14 protein-coding genes are annotated in these 18,303 nt (G+C 63.6%); 7 read left to right on the top strand and 7 right to left on the bottom strand.

Annotation, left to right across the window (positions count from 1 at the left end):
- Positions 1–103: 103 nt before the first annotated feature.
- Positions 104–907, bottom strand: coding sequence for a polyprenyl diphosphate synthase (gene uppS / locus HMPREF3092_RS08800; RefSeq protein WP_070424632.1), 804 nt, complete (start codon positions 905–907; stop codon positions 104–106).
- Between the two features lie 166 nt (positions 908–1,073).
- On the opposite strand from uppS, the gene HMPREF3092_RS08805 reads away from it, so the two are divergent.
- Entirely contained in the window at positions 1,074–1,859 is a 786-nt protein-coding gene (locus HMPREF3092_RS08805) for a PAQR family membrane homeostasis protein TrhA (protein ID WP_070424633.1), read from the top strand.
- Positions 1,860–1,933: 74 nt separating this feature from the next.
- Here HMPREF3092_RS08805 and HMPREF3092_RS08810 read toward each other — a convergent pair whose 3' ends face one another.
- Positions 1,934–2,257 carry a hypothetical protein gene (locus HMPREF3092_RS08810; RefSeq protein WP_070424634.1) on the bottom strand — a complete coding sequence of 108 codons (324 nt, stop codon included), beginning with the start codon at positions 2,255–2,257 and terminating at the stop codon, positions 1,934–1,936.
- The gene (gene mca / locus HMPREF3092_RS08815) at positions 2,257–3,255 is read right to left on the bottom strand and encodes a mycothiol conjugate amidase Mca (RefSeq protein WP_083274348.1); all 999 of its coding nucleotides are present in this window, start codon (positions 3,253–3,255) and stop codon (positions 2,257–2,259) included. The genes HMPREF3092_RS08810 and mca overlap by 1 nt, the downstream gene beginning before the upstream one ends.
- Positions 3,256–3,348: 93 nt before the next feature.
- On the opposite strand from mca, the gene HMPREF3092_RS08820 reads away from it, so the two are divergent.
- Complete coding sequence (locus tag HMPREF3092_RS08820) at positions 3,349–3,756, top strand: DUF4307 domain-containing protein (protein WP_061944085.1); 408 nt, start codon at positions 3,349–3,351, stop codon at positions 3,754–3,756.
- A 90-nt stretch (positions 3,757–3,846) separates the two neighbouring features.
- Complete coding sequence (gene greA, locus HMPREF3092_RS08825) at positions 3,847–4,338, top strand: transcription elongation factor GreA (RefSeq protein ID WP_062019779.1); 492 nt, start codon at positions 3,847–3,849, stop codon at positions 4,336–4,338.
- Positions 4,339–4,485: 147 nt separating this feature from the next.
- Here the strand turns inward: greA and HMPREF3092_RS08830 are convergent, their stop codons facing one another.
- Complete coding sequence (locus HMPREF3092_RS08830; protein WP_070424636.1) at positions 4,486–5,796, bottom strand: AI-2E family transporter; 1,311 nt, start codon at positions 5,794–5,796, stop codon at positions 4,486–4,488.
- Positions 5,797–5,901: 105 nt separating this feature from the next.
- On the opposite strand from HMPREF3092_RS08830, the gene HMPREF3092_RS08835 reads away from it, so the two are divergent.
- The 3 genes from HMPREF3092_RS08835 to HMPREF3092_RS08845 all read left to right on the top strand — a co-directional run bounded on the left by HMPREF3092_RS08835 (position 5,902) and on the right by HMPREF3092_RS08845 (position 9,543).
- A complete protein-coding gene (locus HMPREF3092_RS08835; protein ID WP_070424637.1) occupies positions 5,902–6,861 on the top strand; it encodes an SGNH/GDSL hydrolase family protein in 960 nt (319 codons plus the stop codon).
- Entirely contained in the window at positions 6,858–7,550 is a 693-nt protein-coding gene (locus HMPREF3092_RS08840; RefSeq protein ID WP_070424638.1) for a Maf family protein, read from the top strand. The genes HMPREF3092_RS08835 and HMPREF3092_RS08840 overlap by 4 nt, the downstream gene beginning before the upstream one ends.
- A 205-nt stretch (positions 7,551–7,755) precedes the next feature.
- On the top strand, positions 7,756–9,543 hold the full coding sequence (locus HMPREF3092_RS08845) for an acetyl/propionyl/methylcrotonyl-CoA carboxylase subunit alpha (RefSeq protein WP_019175608.1): 1,788 nt from the start codon (positions 7,756–7,758) through the stop codon (positions 9,541–9,543).
- 271 nt (positions 9,544–9,814) lie between these two features.
- Here the strand turns inward: HMPREF3092_RS08845 and HMPREF3092_RS08850 are convergent, their stop codons facing one another.
- Positions 9,815–11,239, bottom strand: coding sequence for an NAD(P)H-quinone dehydrogenase (locus HMPREF3092_RS08850; protein ID WP_070424639.1), 1,425 nt, complete (start codon positions 11,237–11,239; stop codon positions 9,815–9,817).
- A gap of 276 nt (positions 11,240–11,515) precedes the next feature.
- Here HMPREF3092_RS08850 and HMPREF3092_RS08855 point away from each other — a divergent pair, with 276 nt between their 5' ends.
- Entirely contained in the window at positions 11,516–11,764 is a 249-nt protein-coding gene (locus HMPREF3092_RS08855; protein ID WP_019175610.1) for a WhiB family transcriptional regulator, read from the top strand.
- 87 nt (positions 11,765–11,851) lie between these two features.
- Here the strand turns inward: HMPREF3092_RS08855 and HMPREF3092_RS08860 are convergent, their stop codons facing one another.
- Complete coding sequence (locus tag HMPREF3092_RS08860) at positions 11,852–13,330, bottom strand: sensor histidine kinase (RefSeq protein WP_070424640.1); 1,479 nt, start codon at positions 13,328–13,330, stop codon at positions 11,852–11,854.
- Positions 13,327–18,237: an NAD-glutamate dehydrogenase gene (locus HMPREF3092_RS08865; RefSeq protein WP_070424690.1), complete on the bottom strand. Its 4,911-nt coding sequence runs from the start codon at positions 18,235–18,237 to the stop codon at positions 13,327–13,329. The genes HMPREF3092_RS08860 and HMPREF3092_RS08865 overlap by 4 nt, the downstream gene beginning before the upstream one ends.
- Positions 18,238–18,303: the final 66 nt, after the last annotated feature.

Consider the following 18,303-nt stretch of genomic DNA (forward strand, 5'->3'; position numbering starts at 1 on the left):
GCCCGCCGGCTCCACACGGAGTCGGCGGGCGCCCGTCTTTTAGCTGCCTTATAGCTTTAGGCGCCGCGCCCGGTGACGATTTCGCCCTCCAACCTTTACCCCGTCAGCGGCCGAAGCGGCGTGAACGGTTCGAGTAGTCGCGCACCGCGCGCAGAAAGTCTGTCTTGCGGAAAGCCGGCCAGTAGGCCTCACAGAAATAGAACTCTGAATAAGCGCTCTGCCACATAAGAAAGCCTGACAGACGCTGTTCGCCCGACGACCGGATGATCAGATCCGGGTCCGGCTGGCCCTTCGTGTACAGGTGCTCTGACAGCTTCTCTTCGGAAACATCGTCGATTGCACAGCTGAGGTCTCGCCCGGATTCGAGTTCCGCCTGAAGATAGGAACGGATCGCATCAATGATCTCAGCCCGCCCTCCGTAGCCGACGGCAATGTTAACCGCGACTCTCGAAGCGGTTTCAGACGCTCCAGCCGACCGTTCCTGAGCCGCCTGCAGTCTGCTGCGCAGAGCACCGGGCAGAAGTTCGAGGTTGCCCACAAGGTTGACGGAGTACCACTCGGTGTCTGCGATTTCGTCGACAAGGTCGCCGATGATTTCGGTCAGCGCAGCTACTTCTTCTTCAGCCCGCGCCAGATTTTCCTTCGACAGGACGTAGAGAGTGACCATTTCAACGCCGATTTCATCGCACCAGCCCAAGAACTCAATGATCTTCTGTGCACCGGCCCGGTGGCCCTGCTCGGTGGTTGCACCGAATTCGCGCGCCCAGCGGCGGTTGCCGTCGGTAATGACGCCGATGTGCCGGGGAATCGCGGTATCCGGCCGCAGGGACTTGACCATGCGCAGGTTGTACAGCCGGTGCAGCAGGCCCGTGGATGAACCAGCACGCGGTATTCTCGGTGCTTTCATCTTTCGGCCTTTCTCCCGTGCGGACATTTTCACTCGTGCAGGCATTCAGCCCATCACGCCCCGCATCCACCGTGTGTTTGTGGGTGCGTACCTAATCTAATGGATAGAAGGCACCGCGCTGTGGAATGCCCACGCTTCTGTCAGACCCACAACATAGACTTCACATATGGAGCACCAAACCACCGCCTCGGCCCTTGTTCCGGACGATCGTCCACGTGAAGAAACCGCTGCCCCCGGCCGCAGGGTCTCTGTGTCGCGCAGCCGCATGTCACGCCGCAGGCGAGCCTTTCTTCGCACTGAGCTGGGCCGCATGGCCGGGCAGAAGAAAACGTCGTGGCGCGGGTGGATTCACGTCGGAGCGTTCCCTCTTGCCGTCATCGGCGGCTTGGCTGCCGTCATCCTCGGTCCGACCGTCGGGGTGCGCCTGGGTGCTGCTGTTTTTGCCCTGACCGGCATGCTGCTGTTCGGTACGTCGGCCGTGTATCACCGTGGGCCGTGGCGCATGCGCATTCGTCTGTTGCTGCGCAGGTTCGACCACGCCAATATCTTCCTCATCATCGCCGGCACCTACACTCCCCTGGCACTGCTCTTGCTGCCGCCTGGCGAGGCGCTCATCCTCCTGACCGTCATGTGGGTTGGGGCGGCTGCCGGTGTCGCGTTCCGGCTCATCTGGACGTCAGCCCCGCGAGCGCTGTTCGTCCCGGTCTACATCGGCATCGGAGTGGCCGGGGTCGGCTATGTGCCGCACATGTGGATGGCAAACCTCGCGGCGGGAATCCTGATTGTGATCGGCGGGGCGTTCTACATTGCCGGAGCTGTCATCTACGGGCTCAAGCGCCCCAATCCGGTGCCGGGAGCCTTCGGCTTCCACGAGATCTTCCACGCCTGCACGGTGGTCGGCTACGGCTGTCATTTGGCGGCTATGCTCACCGCCTCCGCTATGGCCATGTAAACGATTGGGGCGACTGCCTGATACGGCAGTCACCCCGGTCTTTTGGCATTCCTCTTAAAGGCGCCGATCAGCTTTCAGCTGTCTGTGCGGGTGTCTTCGGGTCCGGTTTGTTCGCTGTCACTGTCCTGCTGCTCTTCCGGTCCCTGCCAGTCGGGACGGGCTGACTGCTGTCCTTCGAGGTCGCCGTCTTTGCGCAACGGAATGGTGTATTCGACCCGTGCGCCGTCGCGTGCGCGAATGCGGCGGATGCGGCGTACGGCGTCGCGGATGAGGAAGATCGTTGCAACCACAACAAGCGCTGTGGCGACGAAGCCGATTGTGCCGGGGGTGACCAGCACGGGGTCCGGCATTTTCGGCGGCTGTTCCTGTGCCACGGCGAAGACGATGGTGTCGAGCATCATTCTCCTTGGAGTTTCTGGGCGGGTTCGACGATCTCAATTCCGGCTGTGCGCATGGCGGCTTTCAGGTCTCCCGGCGCTACGCCGGCGCCGTCTTCGAGTGTGATTCCCTCAAACAGGTCATGTTCGGAGAACTCGCCGAAATCGCCGTCCCTGCCGGTGTTGTCGACGGCGAGTTCGAACTCTTCTGTCGGCCAGTACTGTTCGGCCATCATCTGCACTTCTGAGAAAAACCCGCTGCTGGGGTCGATCTGGGTTGCGTGAGCACGCAGCGCTTCTGCCGCGGTTTCCAAGAAGGCCCCCGCGGGGATTGATGCGGTCAGCTTGTAGTCGCGTTTGTTCGCCGAGGTGCGGATGCGCTCCTGGCGTTCAGGGCTCAGGGGCGATTCGACGCCCAGTTTCGCCATGATGCCGTGAATGTGCATCCACTTAGCCGGGGTGAGGTCCATGTTGTAGTAGACCTTCGGCACCTGCCAGGCCTCGCCCAGTTCGGGGTTGCAGTCAGCATCAGCTGCCATCTGGACCGCGAGCATCGTGGCTTCGTGAGCGCGGATGTGGTCCGGGTGGGGGTACCCGCCGAGTTCGTCATACGTCGTCACCACGTGCGGGCGCAGTTGGCGGACGAGGTGGACCAGGGGCCGTGCCGCAACTTCTGTTGGGGCGGTCCAGAACGTTCCGTGATCAATATCGTCGAAGCCGCCTTCGGGCAGACCGGAGTCGACGAATCCGATCCACTTGTGCTGGGCACCAAGACGCTGTGCGGCACGCGCCATTTCGTCACGGCGCAGACCCGCGATGTCGCGAATGGCCGCGGGGCTTCCCTCCAGAGCAGGGTTGAGAATCGAACCCGCTTCCCCACCGGTCATCGTGGCGATCGTGACCTGCGCTCCGAGTGTCGTGTAGAGCGCCGTCGTCGCACCTCCCTTAGACGATTCGTCGTCAGGGTGAGCATGCACTGCAAGCATGCGCAGCTGCGAATACGGCGCGGTTGGCTTCACGTGGACCTCCATGAGGGCGCCGGCTGGCTCCCGGCAGAAATGACTACTCTAGACTAGTACGTCGAAGGTAGACGCTTGACAGAAAGGTCGGCTGTGAGCGAAAGATACGGGGGTCGTGCACCCGGCTATCAGGGCACGAAGCTGAATAAGCGCCCTCTGCTCATCGTCGCCGGCATCGTCACCGTACTCATTGCAATCGGGGCTGCTTTCTTCGCGTTCCGCCCGGCCGGCGCACCGACCACAGCGTCCGATGTTTCGTTTGAGGCCCTCGACTCCAACCGCGCGGTCGTGACATTCAACATCCGTCCGGATCGCGAACGGGACTCCGTGTGCTCAGTTGTTGCCAAGAACGATTTCGAAGCCGTGGTGGGCTACCGCGAAGTGACGATCCCAGCGTCACCCGACACCGCCTCGTCAGATCTGTTCCATCAGGAAGTCGAGGTCAACACGACCCAGCGGGCCGTACAGGGACACTTAGAATCCTGCTGGTTCGTCAGCTAAGATAGCCGAATCACCATCCCGGGTCCGCAGCGGACCCGGGATTTCACGTAGACAAGCGCTGCACGGTGCAGCGCCTGAGGAGGAAACAGCATGGCTGAGGAAAACGTCGGCGACAAGACGTGGCTGACCAAAGAGGCCCACGAGCGCTTGACGAAGGAACTCGAGCACCTCCAGGGCCCGGGCCGCGCAGAAATCGCCGAGCGCATTGACGCGGCACGCGAAGAGGGCGACCTCAAAGAAAACGGCGGCTACCATGCTGCCCGCGACGAACAGGGCCAGATGGAAGCTCGTATCCGCCAGCTCGAAGAGCTGCTGCGCAACGCAGAAGTCGGCGAAGCCGATGCGGACGACAAAATCGCAGGCCCCGGCAAGCTCATCGTGGTCGAAATGAACGGCCGCAAGATGGAGTTCCTGCTGGGTTCGCGCGAAATCATCTCGGAAGAGGACAAGGTTGAAGTCTTCTCCGAACAATCGCCACTTGGCAAAGCGGTCAACGGTGCGAAGGTCGGCGACGACGTCGAATACGAAGCACCCAACGGCCGGAAGATCACCGTCACCGTGAAGTCGGCCAAAGCTTACTGATCACCTGAGACAGCGGAAAGCAGACTTCCCAAAACACTGACGGCGGGAACAGACACACTGTCTGTTCCCGCCGTCTTTGTGTTCAGGCTCAACCCAGTCAGAACCTCACAGACTCAGTCAGAATCAGCGGGCTCAGAATCACTGAGCTCAGTCAGCCGGTTTGCCCTCCTCGAAATCGGAGATGATGACGGTGCGCCGGCGGCCGTCGGAAGGATCTGCAGCGTGGCCGGGTGAGTCTTCACCCGGCAAGTTCGGCCCTTCCCCCGGGGCGATCACGCCTTCACGCCGGGCGTCGGCAAGCATCTGCTGGGAGGACAGCTCGGCAAGATAGCCGATGGCTGCGGATATGGAAGCGACGACCGGCACGGCGAAGAGAGCGCCGACAATGCCGAACTGGTAGGAGCCGACGGCCACTGCGAGAACAACGGCGAGCGGGTGGACAGAAACCGCCTTGCCCATGAGGAACGGCTGGAGGACGTTGCTTTCGACCTGCTGCACCAGCAGGACGATGCCCAGCATGATGATCGCGTGGACGAAGCCCTTGGCCACCAGTGCCAACAGAACCGCGATGATCCCGGTTGCGACCGCACCGACGATCGGGATGAAGGACGCCAGGAAGATGAGCACAGTCAGCGGGATGACAAGGGGAACACCCAGAATCAGCGCGCCGATGCCGATGCCCAGGGCATCTACCGCGGCGACGATCACCTGGATGCGGGCGTACTGGCCCAGCGCCACCCAGCCGCGAACAGCGGCCCCGAGGGCAGGTTCGCGCGCGGGCACCGGCAGCAGACGGGTGATCCAGCGGGCAATCCTCGAACCTTCCAGCAGGAAGAAGAAGGTGGCGAACAGCGAAATCAGCAGGCCGGCGAAGAAGCTGCCGACACTCGTCGCAGCACCGACAACACCCGTTGCGATTTTGCCCTTCTGGGCGCTGAGGAAATCATTGACCTGCTGTGTTCCGTCAGCAACAGCCTGTGCGATCACGCTTGAATCCAGGCCCAGCGGGTTTGACTGAAGCCACGTGGCAATGGCGTCAACACCCTTCATGGTGGTCGATGTCAGATCGATGATGCCGGTGACAAGCTGCTGGCCGACGAGCGCAAGCAGGCCAACCACCACAAGGATGAAGCTCAGCAGCACCGTCGCGGCAGCAGCTGCACGCGGCCACTTGTGACGCACCAAGAAATTCACCAGCGGAGTCAGCAGTGCCGAAATGAGCAGGGCGACAAGCAGCGGAATGAGAACGTACGTGACCTTCCCCAGGAGCCACAGAAGAACCGCAACCGCTGCCAAAACAACAAGCGAGCGCCAGCTCCACGCTGCGGCCAAGCGCAGTCCGCGAGACACAAAAGGCACATAGCTTCGCGACTGCAGACGGTACGCGTCAGCCATAGCGGGATCCGTCAGCGGCTTGACCGCTGTTCCCGGCTGTTCTTTGGAGATCTTCTTCGTCATGAGACCAGGCTATATCCTGCACGCCGTTTCAGCGCTCCCGGCTGGCCGAACGCGAGGTGTGTCCTGTGCGTACGCCGCCGTCTTCGGGACGGTTAGAGTGGAATTGTGAAGAACAGCTGGAAAGCGATACTCGCAGCCGGAACGACAGCCGGTGCTGCAGTGGGAGCCGGATCGGGAATTCTGCGCGCACAGTCGAAGCGTGTTCGCCGCGCGTTCCGCGCCGATGCACAGCGGCGAAAATATCCCCATGCCGCCATCGTGAGCGAAGACGGCTCGCGCGGCCCGCTGAGCGCTGAGGACAGCGGCCTGCCCGCCGTTGCCGTCATCGGGGATTCGTGGCTGTCCGGCGTCGGTCTGGAAACAGCTGCCGACCACCCGGCTGTGCGCATTGCCCGGGGCTTTGCCGCTTTGGCACAGTCACCCGTGCGCCTGCGCAGCCTTGCTGTTCCCGCCGTCGGAGCTTCCGCTGTTGCCTCCCAGGTTTCGGAGCTGCTGGCCGATGCGACCATGGAGCGCACACCCGGCGGATCGCAGCTTCGCCTGGCCGTTATCTCAATGGGCACAGCCGATGTGGCCCATCCGGTCAAAGGCACAATTGGCCTGCCGATCCTCACCAACGCCATCAACCGACTGCAGGTTGAAGGCCACTACAGGGTCCTTGTTCTCACCACTCCGAACCTCGGCGGGCTGCCGGGTCTGCGCAATCCCGTGCGCACAGTCCTGCGCCGCTCATCGCGTGTTCTTGCCGGTTCGCAGACTGTCGCCGCCCTGTCGACCAATGCGGTCCCCATCAGCCTCACCAACCTGCTTTCCGGCACCTCGCGAGTGAGCCTGCTGGCACCCGAAGGCCGCTACCCATCCCGCTTCGGAAGCGCTCAGATCGCCTCGGGTGTCATCACAACAGCCGCCCGCGTCATGGAGTTCCCCACCGCGATCACCCAGCCTTCCCAGCCCTCGTCCACTCCCCCTGCACCCACACAGGCCTTGGAAAGGCAGGCCGCCCGGGCGCCTCGGAACCGTGCGGCAGAAGAAGCCGCGGGGGAAGAACAGGAGAGCACAGTATGACCGCAGTGATCCTCGCATCCGGGTCTCCCTCCCGCCTGTCGATCCTGCGGGCAGCCGGCGTCGAACCGACAGTCATCGTGTCCGGCGTTGACGAAGACGCGGCCCTTACCCGGGCAGAAAAGGAGCGCGGCCGCGAGCTCACCACCGCTGAGCAGACCGCCGTCCTGGCCACCGCTAAGGGCCGTGCGGTCATCAGCGAACTGACCGCTGACAGTCTGCCGGGCCGCACCGGTGAACCGGTTGTGCTCATTGCATCGGATTCCATGCTGGAACTTGACGGGCGGGCCGTCGGCAAACCGCACACACCGGAAAGGGCGCGCGCACTGTGGCGGGACATGGGCGGGCGCACCGCACATCTGCACAGCGGCATCTTCATGGCGCGCTTGAGCCGCGTAAGCGACGGCGGTGCACCCGCTGTTGAGGACTCAGCGGAGGCCGTGGGCTCCACGCTGATCACCACCGCTGAACTCACAGATGCTGAGATCGATGCCTATGTGGGAACCGAGGAGCCTCTCGAGGTGGCAGGAGGCCTCACAATCGACGGCTACGGGGCCGCTTTTGTCACCAGGATCGAGGGTGATCACACCAATGTCCTGGGCATGTCGGTTCCACTGTTGCGCGATATGTGCCGACAGCTGGGCATCGAATGGCACTCCCTGTGGAACAGGGCGTCCGGCGCCAGCGTGTGAGCGCTGACGCCGTCGGTGCCGTGTGAGCGATCGCGTGGATGGTCCCCAGCACGCACCGGGCTGACACGTAGGCCAACCCACAGAAGACACGCGCGCACAATGCTTGCGCCAAAAGCTTTTCCCCTGCTTTTGTCTCCAACACACAAACCATTAGTGCCTATCACTAGATTTGCTGTGTCTATCCCCGATCCCCACAGGAGAGCGAATGTCGTCGACCTTTTCCGCAACGGTGAACACAAAGCCGTTCACGCGGGTGCTCATCGCCAATCGCGGTGAAATCGCCCTCCGGGTTGTCCGGGCATGCCACGATCTCGGCCTGACCGCGATCGCTGCATACACGACACCCGACTCCGACGCCGACTTCGTCCGCTACGCCGACGACGCCTGGCTCATGCCCGGCAACGGCGCAGCTGAAACCTACCTCGACATCGACTCCATCCTCACAATCGCCGAACGCTCTGGCGCTGAAGCCGTTCACCCCGGCTACGGGTACCTGGCAGAAAGCCCCGAATTCGCGCAGGCGGTCATCAACGCGGGGCTCGTGTGGGTCGGACCTCCCCCGGCGGCCATCGCCGGTCTTGCAGACAAAGCCAACGCCCGCGCGGTTGCCCGCGAAGTCGGTGCGCCCACCACGCGCGGCTCCAACGGTCCCGTGAAGAACGTCGACGACGCTCTGGCCGTGGCCGATGAAATCGGCTACCCCGTCGTCATCAAAGCAGTCCACGGCGGCGGCGGACGCGGCTTCCGCACGGCAGCAAGCCGCGCCGAACTGCCGCACGCCTACGAATCCGCTGGCCGCGAAGCCAAAGCCGCTTTCGGCCGCGACGATGTGCTGGTCGAACAGCAGATCCTCCGCCCCCGCCACATCGAGGTTCAGGCAATTGCCGATGCCGCCGGACGGATCCTCATCGGCTCGACCCGCGACTGCACACTGCAGCGCCGCAACCAGAAGATCATCGAAGAGGCACCGGCACCGTTCCTCAGCGACGAACAGGTGGCCACGCTGACAGAGGCGACTGAAAACATTCTGCGCGCCGTCGGCTACGTGGGTGCTGCCACGTGTGAGTTCCTCATGGGCGATAACGGCACGCTGTCGTTCATGGAAACCAATGCCCGCATCCAGGTGGAGCACACCATCACGGAAGAAGTTGCCGGCATCGACCTGGTCGCATGGCAGCTGAAGATCGCCCAGGGTGAATCGCTGCCCGAATCCTTCCCCGCTCCCCGCGGTCACGCCATCCAGTTCCGCATCAACGCCGAAGACCCCGCCCAGAACTTCTTCCCAGCAACCGGCAAGATCACGGCTCTGCGCGAACCCGCAGGCCCGGGTGTGCGTATGGACTCCGGTGTGGAGGTCGGTCGTTTCGTCACTTCTGACTTCGACCCCATGCTCGCCAAGCTCATCGTGACCGGCGAAGACCGCCAGCAGGCTCTCGCCCGCGCCCGCCGCGCCCTGGACGAGTACGTGCTGGAAGGTGTGGCCACACTTCTGCCGCTGCACCGCGCACTGGTGAACGAACCGGCTTTTGCTGAAGACTTTTCGGTGTCGACCGAATGGCTGCAGACGGAATACGTCCCGAACTTCGACATTCCCGCCTCAACACCGGGCGAGACCAGCCCCGACACCAGTTCGGTCGATGTTGTCGTCGAGGTTGACGGTCACCGCCTGACGGTCAAAGTTCCCAAGGAACTCGCGGCTGCCGGCAACGGCAGCGCAGTCCCCGCTGAGCGTCCCGCCCGTCGTCTGCGCCGCAAGGGATCGCGCCGTTCGAACGAATCGGCTGAACTGGCAGCCCCCATGCAGGGCACCATCGTGTCCGTCGAGGTGGCAGCCGGCGATTCGGTATCTGAAGGTCAGACGCTGGCCGTCATTGAGGCCATGAAGATGGAACAGCCGCTCAAGGCCACCCGCGAGGGTGTCGTGAGCGACGTGTTGGTTGAGGCAGGCGCCTCCGTAAAATCAGGGACGACGCTCATCACCTTCGCCTCCTAAGGCCTGCCTGCCGAGCGTACGGGCCAGCTCTCGGCACACCCGTTAGACGGAATCCACGCCTTAGCCGCACAAAAACACCCGATAGCCGGGATGTGCGCCTTAGCAACCACTGCTAAAGCGTGGATCCGTTGCTAAAGCGTGGGCGGGTGCTGAAGGCCGAGGCGCCGGGCGGGTGCTGAAGGCGAAGCACCGGGGCCATAGGACCAACTGAAAGCAGAAGAGCCGCACACTAAGTGCGGCTCTTCTGCTTTTGCGGCTTTTCTGCCGGGATTCAGAACTCCAGACCTGCCGACTGGTGCAGACGGCGGGCGGCCTCTGTAATAGAACCAGACAGCGACGGGTAAACGGCAAAGGATGCTGAGAGCTGATCGACGGTCAGGCGGTTTTCGACTGCAACCGTAATCGGCATGATGAGCTCAGATGCTTTCGGACCGACAACAACACCGCCGAGCACGGAACCTGATCCGCGGCGAGCGTAGATCTTGACGAAGCCGTCCTTGATGCCCTGCATTTTTGCGCGCGCGTTGGTGGGCAGCGGCTGCAGCAGCTCTTCGACGTCGTGACCGGCTTCAGCCATTTCGGCCTGCGAAAAGCCGACGGTTGCGATTTCCGGTGCCGTGAAGACGTTGGATGCGACGTTGCGCAGCTTCAGCGGCATAACCGCGTCGCCGAAGGCGTGCCACATGGCGATCCGGCCCTGCATGGCGGCAACCGAAGCCAGCGGAAACACCGGCGTGCAGTCACCGGCCGCGTAGATGCCGGGAACCGTGGTGCGCGAAACCCGGTCGACGACAATGTGCCCGGACTCTTCGACTGCGATCCCGACCTTTTCCAGTCCGAGGTCGTCGGTGTTCGGGATCGAGCCGACTGCCATAAGGCAGTGGGAGCACTTGACCTTGCGACCGTCAGCGAGTTCCACCGTCACGCTGTCGCCGTCACGAGTGACAGAAGCTGCGCGCGAACGGCTGAGCACGTTCATACCGCGACCGCGCAGAGCATTCTCAAGCACTTCGGCGGCGTCTTCGTCCTTGCCCGGAAGAACCTGGTCACGCGAGGACACGAGGGTCACTTCGCAGCCGAGTGCCTGGTAGGCCGAGGCGAACTCGGCACCCGTCACACCGGAGCCGACAACCACGAGGTGCTCGGGTAGTTCGTCAAGGTCGTACAGCTGCTTCCAGGTGAGGATCCGCTCGCCGTCCGGCTTGGCGGTATCGAGTTCGCGCGGGTGCGCGCCGACGGCGACGAGAATGGTGTCGGCCTTGAGCTGGTATTCCGTGCCATCCGGCTCGGTCACATCGACAAGATCCGGGCCGGCCAGGCGGCCGCGGCCCTTGATGACTTTGACGCCCGCTTCGTGCAGGCCCTGCTTGATGTCTGATGCCTGAGCATCGGCAAGCCGCTTGATGCGCGCGTTGATCCGAGCGAGGTCGGCACCGAGGCCAGGATCTTCAGAACCGCCGGAGGTCACGAGCCCCAGGTGGGAGGCCGATTCCATTTCGACCATGAGTTCGGCCGTTGCGATCAGGGACTTCGAAGGCACAACGTCGGTCAGCACTGCCGAACCGCCGGTGCGGTTGGCTTCGACGAGCATGACTTCACCGCCCATCTGAGCGGCGACGAGAGCGGCTTCGTATCCGCCGGGACCACCGCCGATGATGACTACACGGTTCTGCGAGGGATCAAGCACATTCTTCACACGGGCATTATCGCAAACTCTCGCGGCGACCGAGCTGGCCGGTCCGGGTGTGCCCATCCAACAGCACCGGCCATCACCCTGCGGTCAACCAGAGTTGTCATGGAGTTCACACAAGAAACCCCTTGTGCACGCGTGCCCGGTGTGTGACCCTTAATGCAGGCTGTAAACACAGGCCATTCGAAGCATCGCCGCTCCCTCCATCCACACCCCTGGATCAGGCATGCTTTGGTGCCCTCACCAGCCGCCTGCCTAACGGCAACCGTACGAAAGGACATCATGGACTGGCGCCACCGCGCAGCGTGCCTCAATGAGGACCCCGAGCTCTTCTTCCCCATCGGAAACACAGGGCCGGCCCTGCTTCAAATCGAAGAGGCCAAAAGTGTCTGCCGTCGTTGCGAGGTTGCTGAAACCTGCCTTCAGTGGGCTCTTGACTCCGGTCAGGACGCCGGTGTGTGGGGCGGTATGAGCGAAGACGAACGCCGCGCCCTCAAACGTCGGGCTGCACGCGCACGCCGAGCACGCTGACATCATTCAAAGCGCAAGCGGGGACTGAGTGACTCAGTCCCCGCTTCTGCGTGTGTACGGGAATTCCCCGGCTGCCCCGGGCTTCAGCTATTCGCCTTCGCGCAGCGGAACATCAATAACAGCTTCCGTGCCGCCGCCGGGGCGCGGCCGCCATTCGATGCTTCCGTCGAGGTTGGTGGTGATGAGTGTGCGCACAATCTGGGTGCCCAGGCCGGACCCCGGTCCGCGCTCACCGGAAATGCCCACTCCGGTGTCGGCGACGATCACTTCGAGGCGATCGTCATAGCGGCGAGGTGTCACAGTCACCGACCCCTCAACTTCTTCATCTTCGTCGAAGCTTCCGAAGCCGTGTTCCACAGCGTTGGTGACCAGCTCCGTCAGCGCCAGCGCAAGAGCGGTCGAATCAGCCGAGCTGATCGGCCCGAAGCTGCCGCGCCTGCTCACCTCCACCCGAATGTTCGGTGAAGCCAACTCCGGTGTCAGGCGCAGGCCCTTGTCGACGATCTCATCGAAGTTGACTTCCGTTTCAATACCCTGCGAAAGCACGTCGTGGACAATCGAAATCATCTCGACTCGGCGCATCGCCTCCGAAAGCGACTCCTTGGCGTGCGGTGATTCCGTTCGCCTCTGCTGCAGGCGCAGAAGCGCCGATACGGTCTGCAGGTTGTTCTTCACCCGGTGATGCACTTCGCGGATCATGGCGTCACGGCTGAGCAGATCGCGCTCACGCCGGCGGATTTCCGAAACGTCGCGCAGCAGAACAAGCGCACCCGTGCGCACACCACCGCGCGACAGCGGCACCGAGCGCAGCGAAACGGCAACCCGGCCCGCCTCGACCTCGGTGCGCCATGCGGCCCTCCCCGTGAGCACCAGCGGAAGAGCTTCATCGACCGGCCGCTGCTGTTTGATAAGCCCGGACACGATCTCAGCCAGGTAGAGGCCCTCAATATCGCCTTCGTGCCCCAGCCTGTGCAGAACCGAAATCCCGTTCGGCGACACGTACCGCACCCGGCCCTCGCGAGCGAGAACAACCAGGCCGTCTCCCACGCGAGGTTCACCTCGGCGGGCAGCAGACGGCGCCTCGGTCCCGGGGAAAGAGCCTTCGGCGATCATCGCCAGAAGAGTCGACCCGCACAGCCGGTAGTTCCGCTCCAGCCGGCTGACACCGCCGCGGCGCACACCCTGCGTGTGGCGGGTCAGCAGCGCAATCGTGCGACCATCGCGCTTAACCGGCACCGCTTCGACCTCGGCCAAGTCACATTCGTCCTCGTGAGTGGCGACAATCCGCCCCTCCGCGTAGGCGCGCGCCAGAAGATCGTGCACCACGGGCTCAGCGCGCTCCCCCACCTGGTCGCGGTGGAACACCGTCGCCCCCGTTGTGGGCCGGCAGTGGGCGATGATGCGGAAGCTCTCCTCACCATCGACTTCCTCGGGAACCCACAGCACGAGGTCGGCAAAGGACAGGTCGGCAATGAGCTGCCAGTCCCCCACCAGCAGGTGGATCCACTCGGTGTCTTCTTCCCCGCGGATCGACGGCGCCGATTGCAGCTGGTCCGTGAACGTCATCGAACCTCAGACTGGAACTCGGTGGAGCGGACAACCGAACGCAGCATGCGCAGCAGAACCGAAATCGGGGCCTGTCCGGGATCATCGATCCGGCTGATCTCGTCAATGAGCTCCACCACCTGCTCCATGGTCGTGCGGTTGGTGTACTCCCACTGCTCCATGCGCTCAGCCGCACGGTCTTCCAGCGTCGGCGCTGTTGTGTGCGAAACATCGAAAACAGACACGACGATTCCGTGCAGGGCCTGGTAGAACTCGTCGCGCGTTGCCGCACGCGCCAGGGCCTTCCAGCGGCTGCTGCGGTCGAGCCTGCCGATCATCTTCAGAAGCGACGCCGCCTGGAAGCGAGCCGACATTCCGTAGTAGACGGCGGCCACGTCGAGTGCCGGACGGTCCACGCGGCTGGCGATCTGCACAATGTCCAGCAGCGAGAACTCATCGAGCAGCCCGGCTGCGCGAGCGGCGACGTCCTCCGGGACGCCCTCGTCGATGTATGCCTGCTTGTTCGCTTCGTAGTCCGACAGGTCCTTGCCCTGCAGAACTGAGGGCATGAGATCGCGCAGCTGAGCGACAGTGGCCTGGTAGTACTCGAGTGCGCTGAGCACGTCGAATTCACCCGGCGCCTGCTGGATGAGCCAGCGCGATGCGCGGTCAAGCAGGCGTACTGCGTTGTACTGCAGGCGCTTCTGCACATCGACCGAGACCCGGTTGTCGAGCGTGCGGATGTCATCCAGGTGCGCCTCAAGGCTGAACAGCTCGTTGACAACCGTGTAGACGCGTGCCGCGTGAGCCACGCTCGTGCCGGTCTCTTCCAGCAGACGGTAGAGATAGCTGATGCCGCCGAAGTCCACGATCCGGTTGACGAGGTTCGACACCGCGATTTCGCGGGCCAGCGGGTGGGAGGCCAGGACCTCGGAGAACTGCTCGGCAAGTGATGCCGGGAAGTAGCTCTCCAGGTAGCGGCGCATGAACGCTTCATCCGGCACCGCCGAGTTGTAGATCTGGCTGCCGGCGTCCATCTTGACGTAGGCCAGGAGCACTGCGGTTTCCGGCGTTGTGATGCCGCCGCCGGCTTCGTGGCGCTCCGTCAGCTCTGCGTCGGTGGGCAGAGCTTCGACCTCGCGGTCGAGCCCCGCGTGCTCTTCCAGGTACGCCATGAGGCGCACGTGCGTCTGCGTCATAGCGCGGGCGTTCCACGCGGCGTCGCCAAGTGCTGCGTTCTGCGCGTAGTTGTGCGCAAGCACCGACTGTGCGACGTCATCCTGCAGTGAGCGCAGAAGGCCGCTGCGGTCTTCGCGGGCCAGGGCGCCTGCGGCGATGGCCCGTTCGAGCAGCAGTTTGATGTTGACTTCGTGGTCAGATGCGTCAACGCCGCCGGAATTGTCGATTGCGTCGGTGTTGATGCGCACCCCGCTGCGGGCGGCTTCCACGCGTCCGCGCTGGGTGCAGGCGAGGTTGCCGCCCTCCACCACGACGCGGGCGCGCACGTCTTCGCCGTTGATGCGGATAGCGTCATTGGCCTTGTCGCCGACGTCGAGGTCGGTCTCTTCCGTGGCCTTGAGGTAGGTGCCGATCCCGCCGAAGTACAGGAGGTCGACCGGCGCGCGCAGGACTGCGCGGATCAGGTCATCCGGCGAGGTGGAGCCCGGTTCGATTCCGAGGGCCTCGGCTGCCTCTTCACTCACCGTGATGGCTTTGGCGCTGCGGGAGAACACGCCGCCGCCTGAGGAGATGAGCTCCCTCGAGTAGGCTTGCCAGGACGAGCCGGGAAGGTCGTACAGGCGCTTGCGCTCCTGGAACGATGCGGCCGCATCCGGGTTGGGGTCGATGAAGATGTCGCGGTGGTCAAACGCGGCAACAAGGCGGGTGTGAGGTGTGCGCAGCATGCCGTTGCCGAACACGTCGCCGCTCATGTCGCCCACGCCGACGACGGTGAAGTCATCTTCGTCCGTGTTGACCCCGAGCTCACGGAAGTGGCGCTCCGTGGACTTCCAGGCGCCTCGGGAGGTGATGCCCATTTCCTTGTGGTCGTAGCCGTTCGACCCACCGGAGGCGAAGGCGTCTCCCAGCCAGAAGCCGCGGGCGGTCGAGATTGCGTTGGCCACGTCGGAAAAGCGCGCCGTGCCCTTGTCTGCGGCGACGACGAGGTAGGCGTCTGCGCTGTCGTAGATGACGGTACGCTCGGGGCTGACGGCCGTTCCGTCGGCATCGAGGTTATCGGTGATGTCCAGCAGCGCGCCGATGAACTCTTCGTAGGCAGCCTGGCCCAACTGGGCGCGAGTTTCAGGGTCGCCGACCGGCAGACCCTTCGGGTAGAAGCCGCCCTTCGCACCCGCCGGCACGATGAGGGCGTTCTTGACCATCTGGGTCTTCGCCAAGCCGAGGGCTTCCGTGCGGAAGTCATCGCGGCGATCCGACCAGCGCAGGCCGCCGCGGGCGACCGCACCGAAGCGCAGGTGCACGCCCTCAACCCGCGGTGAATAGACCCAGGTTTCGATCTGCGGGCGCGGCAGCGGAAGGAAGCTCAGCTCTTCCGGCAGCAGTTTGAACGCGAGCGCCGTCGGCAGGGTGCCGTCGGTCGGGTGGTAGAAGTTGGTGCGCACAACAGCCTTGATGAAGGCCAGCATGGAGCGCACGATGCGGTCCTCATCGAGGGTTGCAAGGCCGCGCAGGCTTTCCTCGACTCCGCCTTCGAGTTCGCTGACCGCGGCTTCGCGGTCACCGACGAAGTCCGGATCGAACTTAGCGGCGAAAAGGTCGACCAGGCCGCGGGCAAGGTCTGTGTTGGCCGCGAGCACGCGCGCGATGTAGCTGTCGGAATAGGCCACCGAGGCCTGGCGCAGGTAGCGGACAATTGCGCGCAGAATCTCGACTTCGCGCCAGTTCAGGCCCGCCAGCAGCAGTCGGTCGAGGTTGCCGTACTCGCGTTCTTCCATCCACCCGGCCAGGTAGGCGTCTTCCAGCCGGCCGAAATCAGCCTGCGTGATGGGTGTGGGGAACTCGATGCCGAAGTCGTACAGGTAGCGCTGTGTGCCATCGCCGAGCGACAGGCGGAAGGGACGTTCGTCGATGATGTCGCCGCCCATCGACGACAGCAGCGGCAGCATGGTCGACAACGACGCGGGCTTTCGCTTGTAGAACAGCATGCGCACGCGGGTGAGTTCTGCGTCGTCCGGCAGGGTGTCAGGATCGATACCGGCCTCACGCAGATATTCGGAGTCCGGTTCAAAGCGCATGAGTGCGCTGCCCAGACGTTCGCACTTTTCAAAGCGCGCAATGTCGGTCAGTGCGTCGTGCGGCGTGTAGGACTCTTCGTAGGCGCCGGGGAAGGCGTTGCCCCACTGGGCCACGCGGACCTGATCGCTGTGGGATACACGAGTGCCCGAAGGTGCGAGGAATTCCTGCACGTCTTCGCTCCAGGACCGCACGGCGGCCCGAATCCTGTCGGCCACTTCTGCGGAGTCGACCGCGGGAAGCGGTTCGCTGCGGGCCACCCGGGCGGTGAAGTGCAGGCGGGCGAGCGCGGAGGAACTCAGCTGGACGTCGAAGTCCACGCTTTCAGCCCGGTAGCGCTGACGCAGGACGCGCTCAACGCGCTTGCGCGAAGCTGTGTCGTAGAGGTCGCGCGGCACGTACACGAGCACGGACACGAAGCGTTCGTATTCGTCACGGCGGATGAAGACGCTGGCTTCGCGCTTCTCCTGCAGGTTGACCACCGGCAGGACGACCTTTTCGATGTCTTCGATGGTCGACTGGAGGATTTCGTCGCGCGGGTAGCTTTCGAGCACCGACAGGAGTTCGTCACCGGAGTGCGATTCCCGGGACATGCCGGAGCGTTCGATGATCGCGCGGGCCTTGCCGCGGATGACCGGGATGTCGAGGACTGACGAGGTGTACATGGACGTTGTATACAGCCCGACGAAGCGCTTCTCGCCGACGATCTGCCCGTTTTCGTCAAAGGTTTTGACACCCAGGTAGTCCATGTAGTCAGGACGGATGATGTGGGAGCGCGAATTGGCCTTTGTCAGGACCAGAACGTGGCGGTCCAATGCATGCGCCGCAACGGCTTCTGACAGCGGCGAGGTGGTTGCTCTGCGCATAGCGGAAATGCCCAGCGCGGTGGCCTCAATCGGTTCGAGGACAGACTGGCCGTCGACTTCGTTGAGCCGGTATTCGCGGTACCCCATGAAGGCGAAGCGCCCATCGAGCCATTCGAGCAGTGCGGCGGCTTCGCTGGCTTCGGCTGCGAGGTCTTCCGCCGGCGGGTTTGCGCGCAGGCCTTCCGCAATTTCGCGGGCGCGGTCGCGCATGGCCGGGTAGTCGCGGGTGGCCGCACCGAGCATGCTGACAACGCTGGCGAGGGTTTCCTGCAGCTGGCCGAACTCTTCTTCCGGGATCCGGTCGATTTCGATGTGGATCCACGATTCGACGTTCGACTGTCCGCCTTCGCTGAGCTCAGCCGAGATGATCGGCAGAGCCGAGGTGTCGGTCGTGGTCTGTCGCAGCTGCGCGGGGTCGATCACTTCGAGAGTGCCGCCGGTGCGCACGGTGCGCAGGATGGGGTGGTGCACGGCCCGGATGGCGTAGCCGAGGCTGGAGATCTTGTTGACGATCGAGGACAGGAGGAACCGCTTGTCACCGACGACGATGTCGATGATGGTGCGGTTGCCGGTGTAGTCCGGGGCCTCGGTGTCGGGGTTGTGAATGTCAATCTGCGGCGCTTCGCCGTCGAAGCGCTGGGCAACACCGAAGTGGTAGTCGAGGGTAGCCGCGAGAACTTCTGGGCCGTACACCTCGAAATCGCTTTCGGTGACATTCGGGTAATACGCGCTGGCAAGGGCAGCTGATCCGGGGTTGCTTGACAGCTGCTGCCAACGCTGTGCGATTTCGGCTGTGTACGCCTGCGTCACGCTCATCACCTCATGAATGGTCTAAAGCTTTCGGTACCACTCTAGGACGTGAAAGGCGATCGGTAT

This window comes from Brevibacterium sp. HMSC24B04 (genome assembly GCF_001806835.1).
GTDB classification, from domain to species: domain Bacteria; phylum Actinomycetota; class Actinomycetes; order Actinomycetales; family Brevibacteriaceae; genus Brevibacterium; species Brevibacterium ravenspurgense.

Coding starts and splice junctions, on each gene's coding strand:
- uppS (WP_070424632.1), bottom strand. CDS start 907: ATGAAAGCACCGAGAATACCGCGTGCTGGTTCATCCACGGGCCTGCTG.
- HMPREF3092_RS08805 (WP_070424633.1), top strand. CDS start 1,074: ATGGAGCACCAAACCACCGCCTCGGCCCTTGTTCCGGACGATCGTCCA.
- HMPREF3092_RS08855 (WP_019175610.1), top strand. CDS start 11,516: ATGGACTGGCGCCACCGCGCAGCGTGCCTCAATGAGGACCCCGAGCTC.
- HMPREF3092_RS08840 (WP_070424638.1), top strand. CDS start 6,858: ATGACCGCAGTGATCCTCGCATCCGGGTCTCCCTCCCGCCTGTCGATC.
- HMPREF3092_RS08845 (WP_019175608.1), top strand. CDS start 7,756: ATGTCGTCGACCTTTTCCGCAACGGTGAACACAAAGCCGTTCACGCGG.
- HMPREF3092_RS08830 (WP_070424636.1), bottom strand. CDS start 5,796: ATGACGAAGAAGATCTCCAAAGAACAGCCGGGAACAGCGGTCAAGCCG.
- HMPREF3092_RS08810 (WP_070424634.1), bottom strand. CDS start 2,257: ATGCTCGACACCATCGTCTTCGCCGTGGCACAGGAACAGCCGCCGAAA.
- greA (WP_062019779.1), top strand. CDS start 3,847: ATGGCTGAGGAAAACGTCGGCGACAAGACGTGGCTGACCAAAGAGGCC.
- HMPREF3092_RS08860 (WP_070424640.1), bottom strand. CDS start 13,330: ATGACGTTCACGGACCAGCTGCAATCGGCGCCGTCGATCCGCGGGGAA.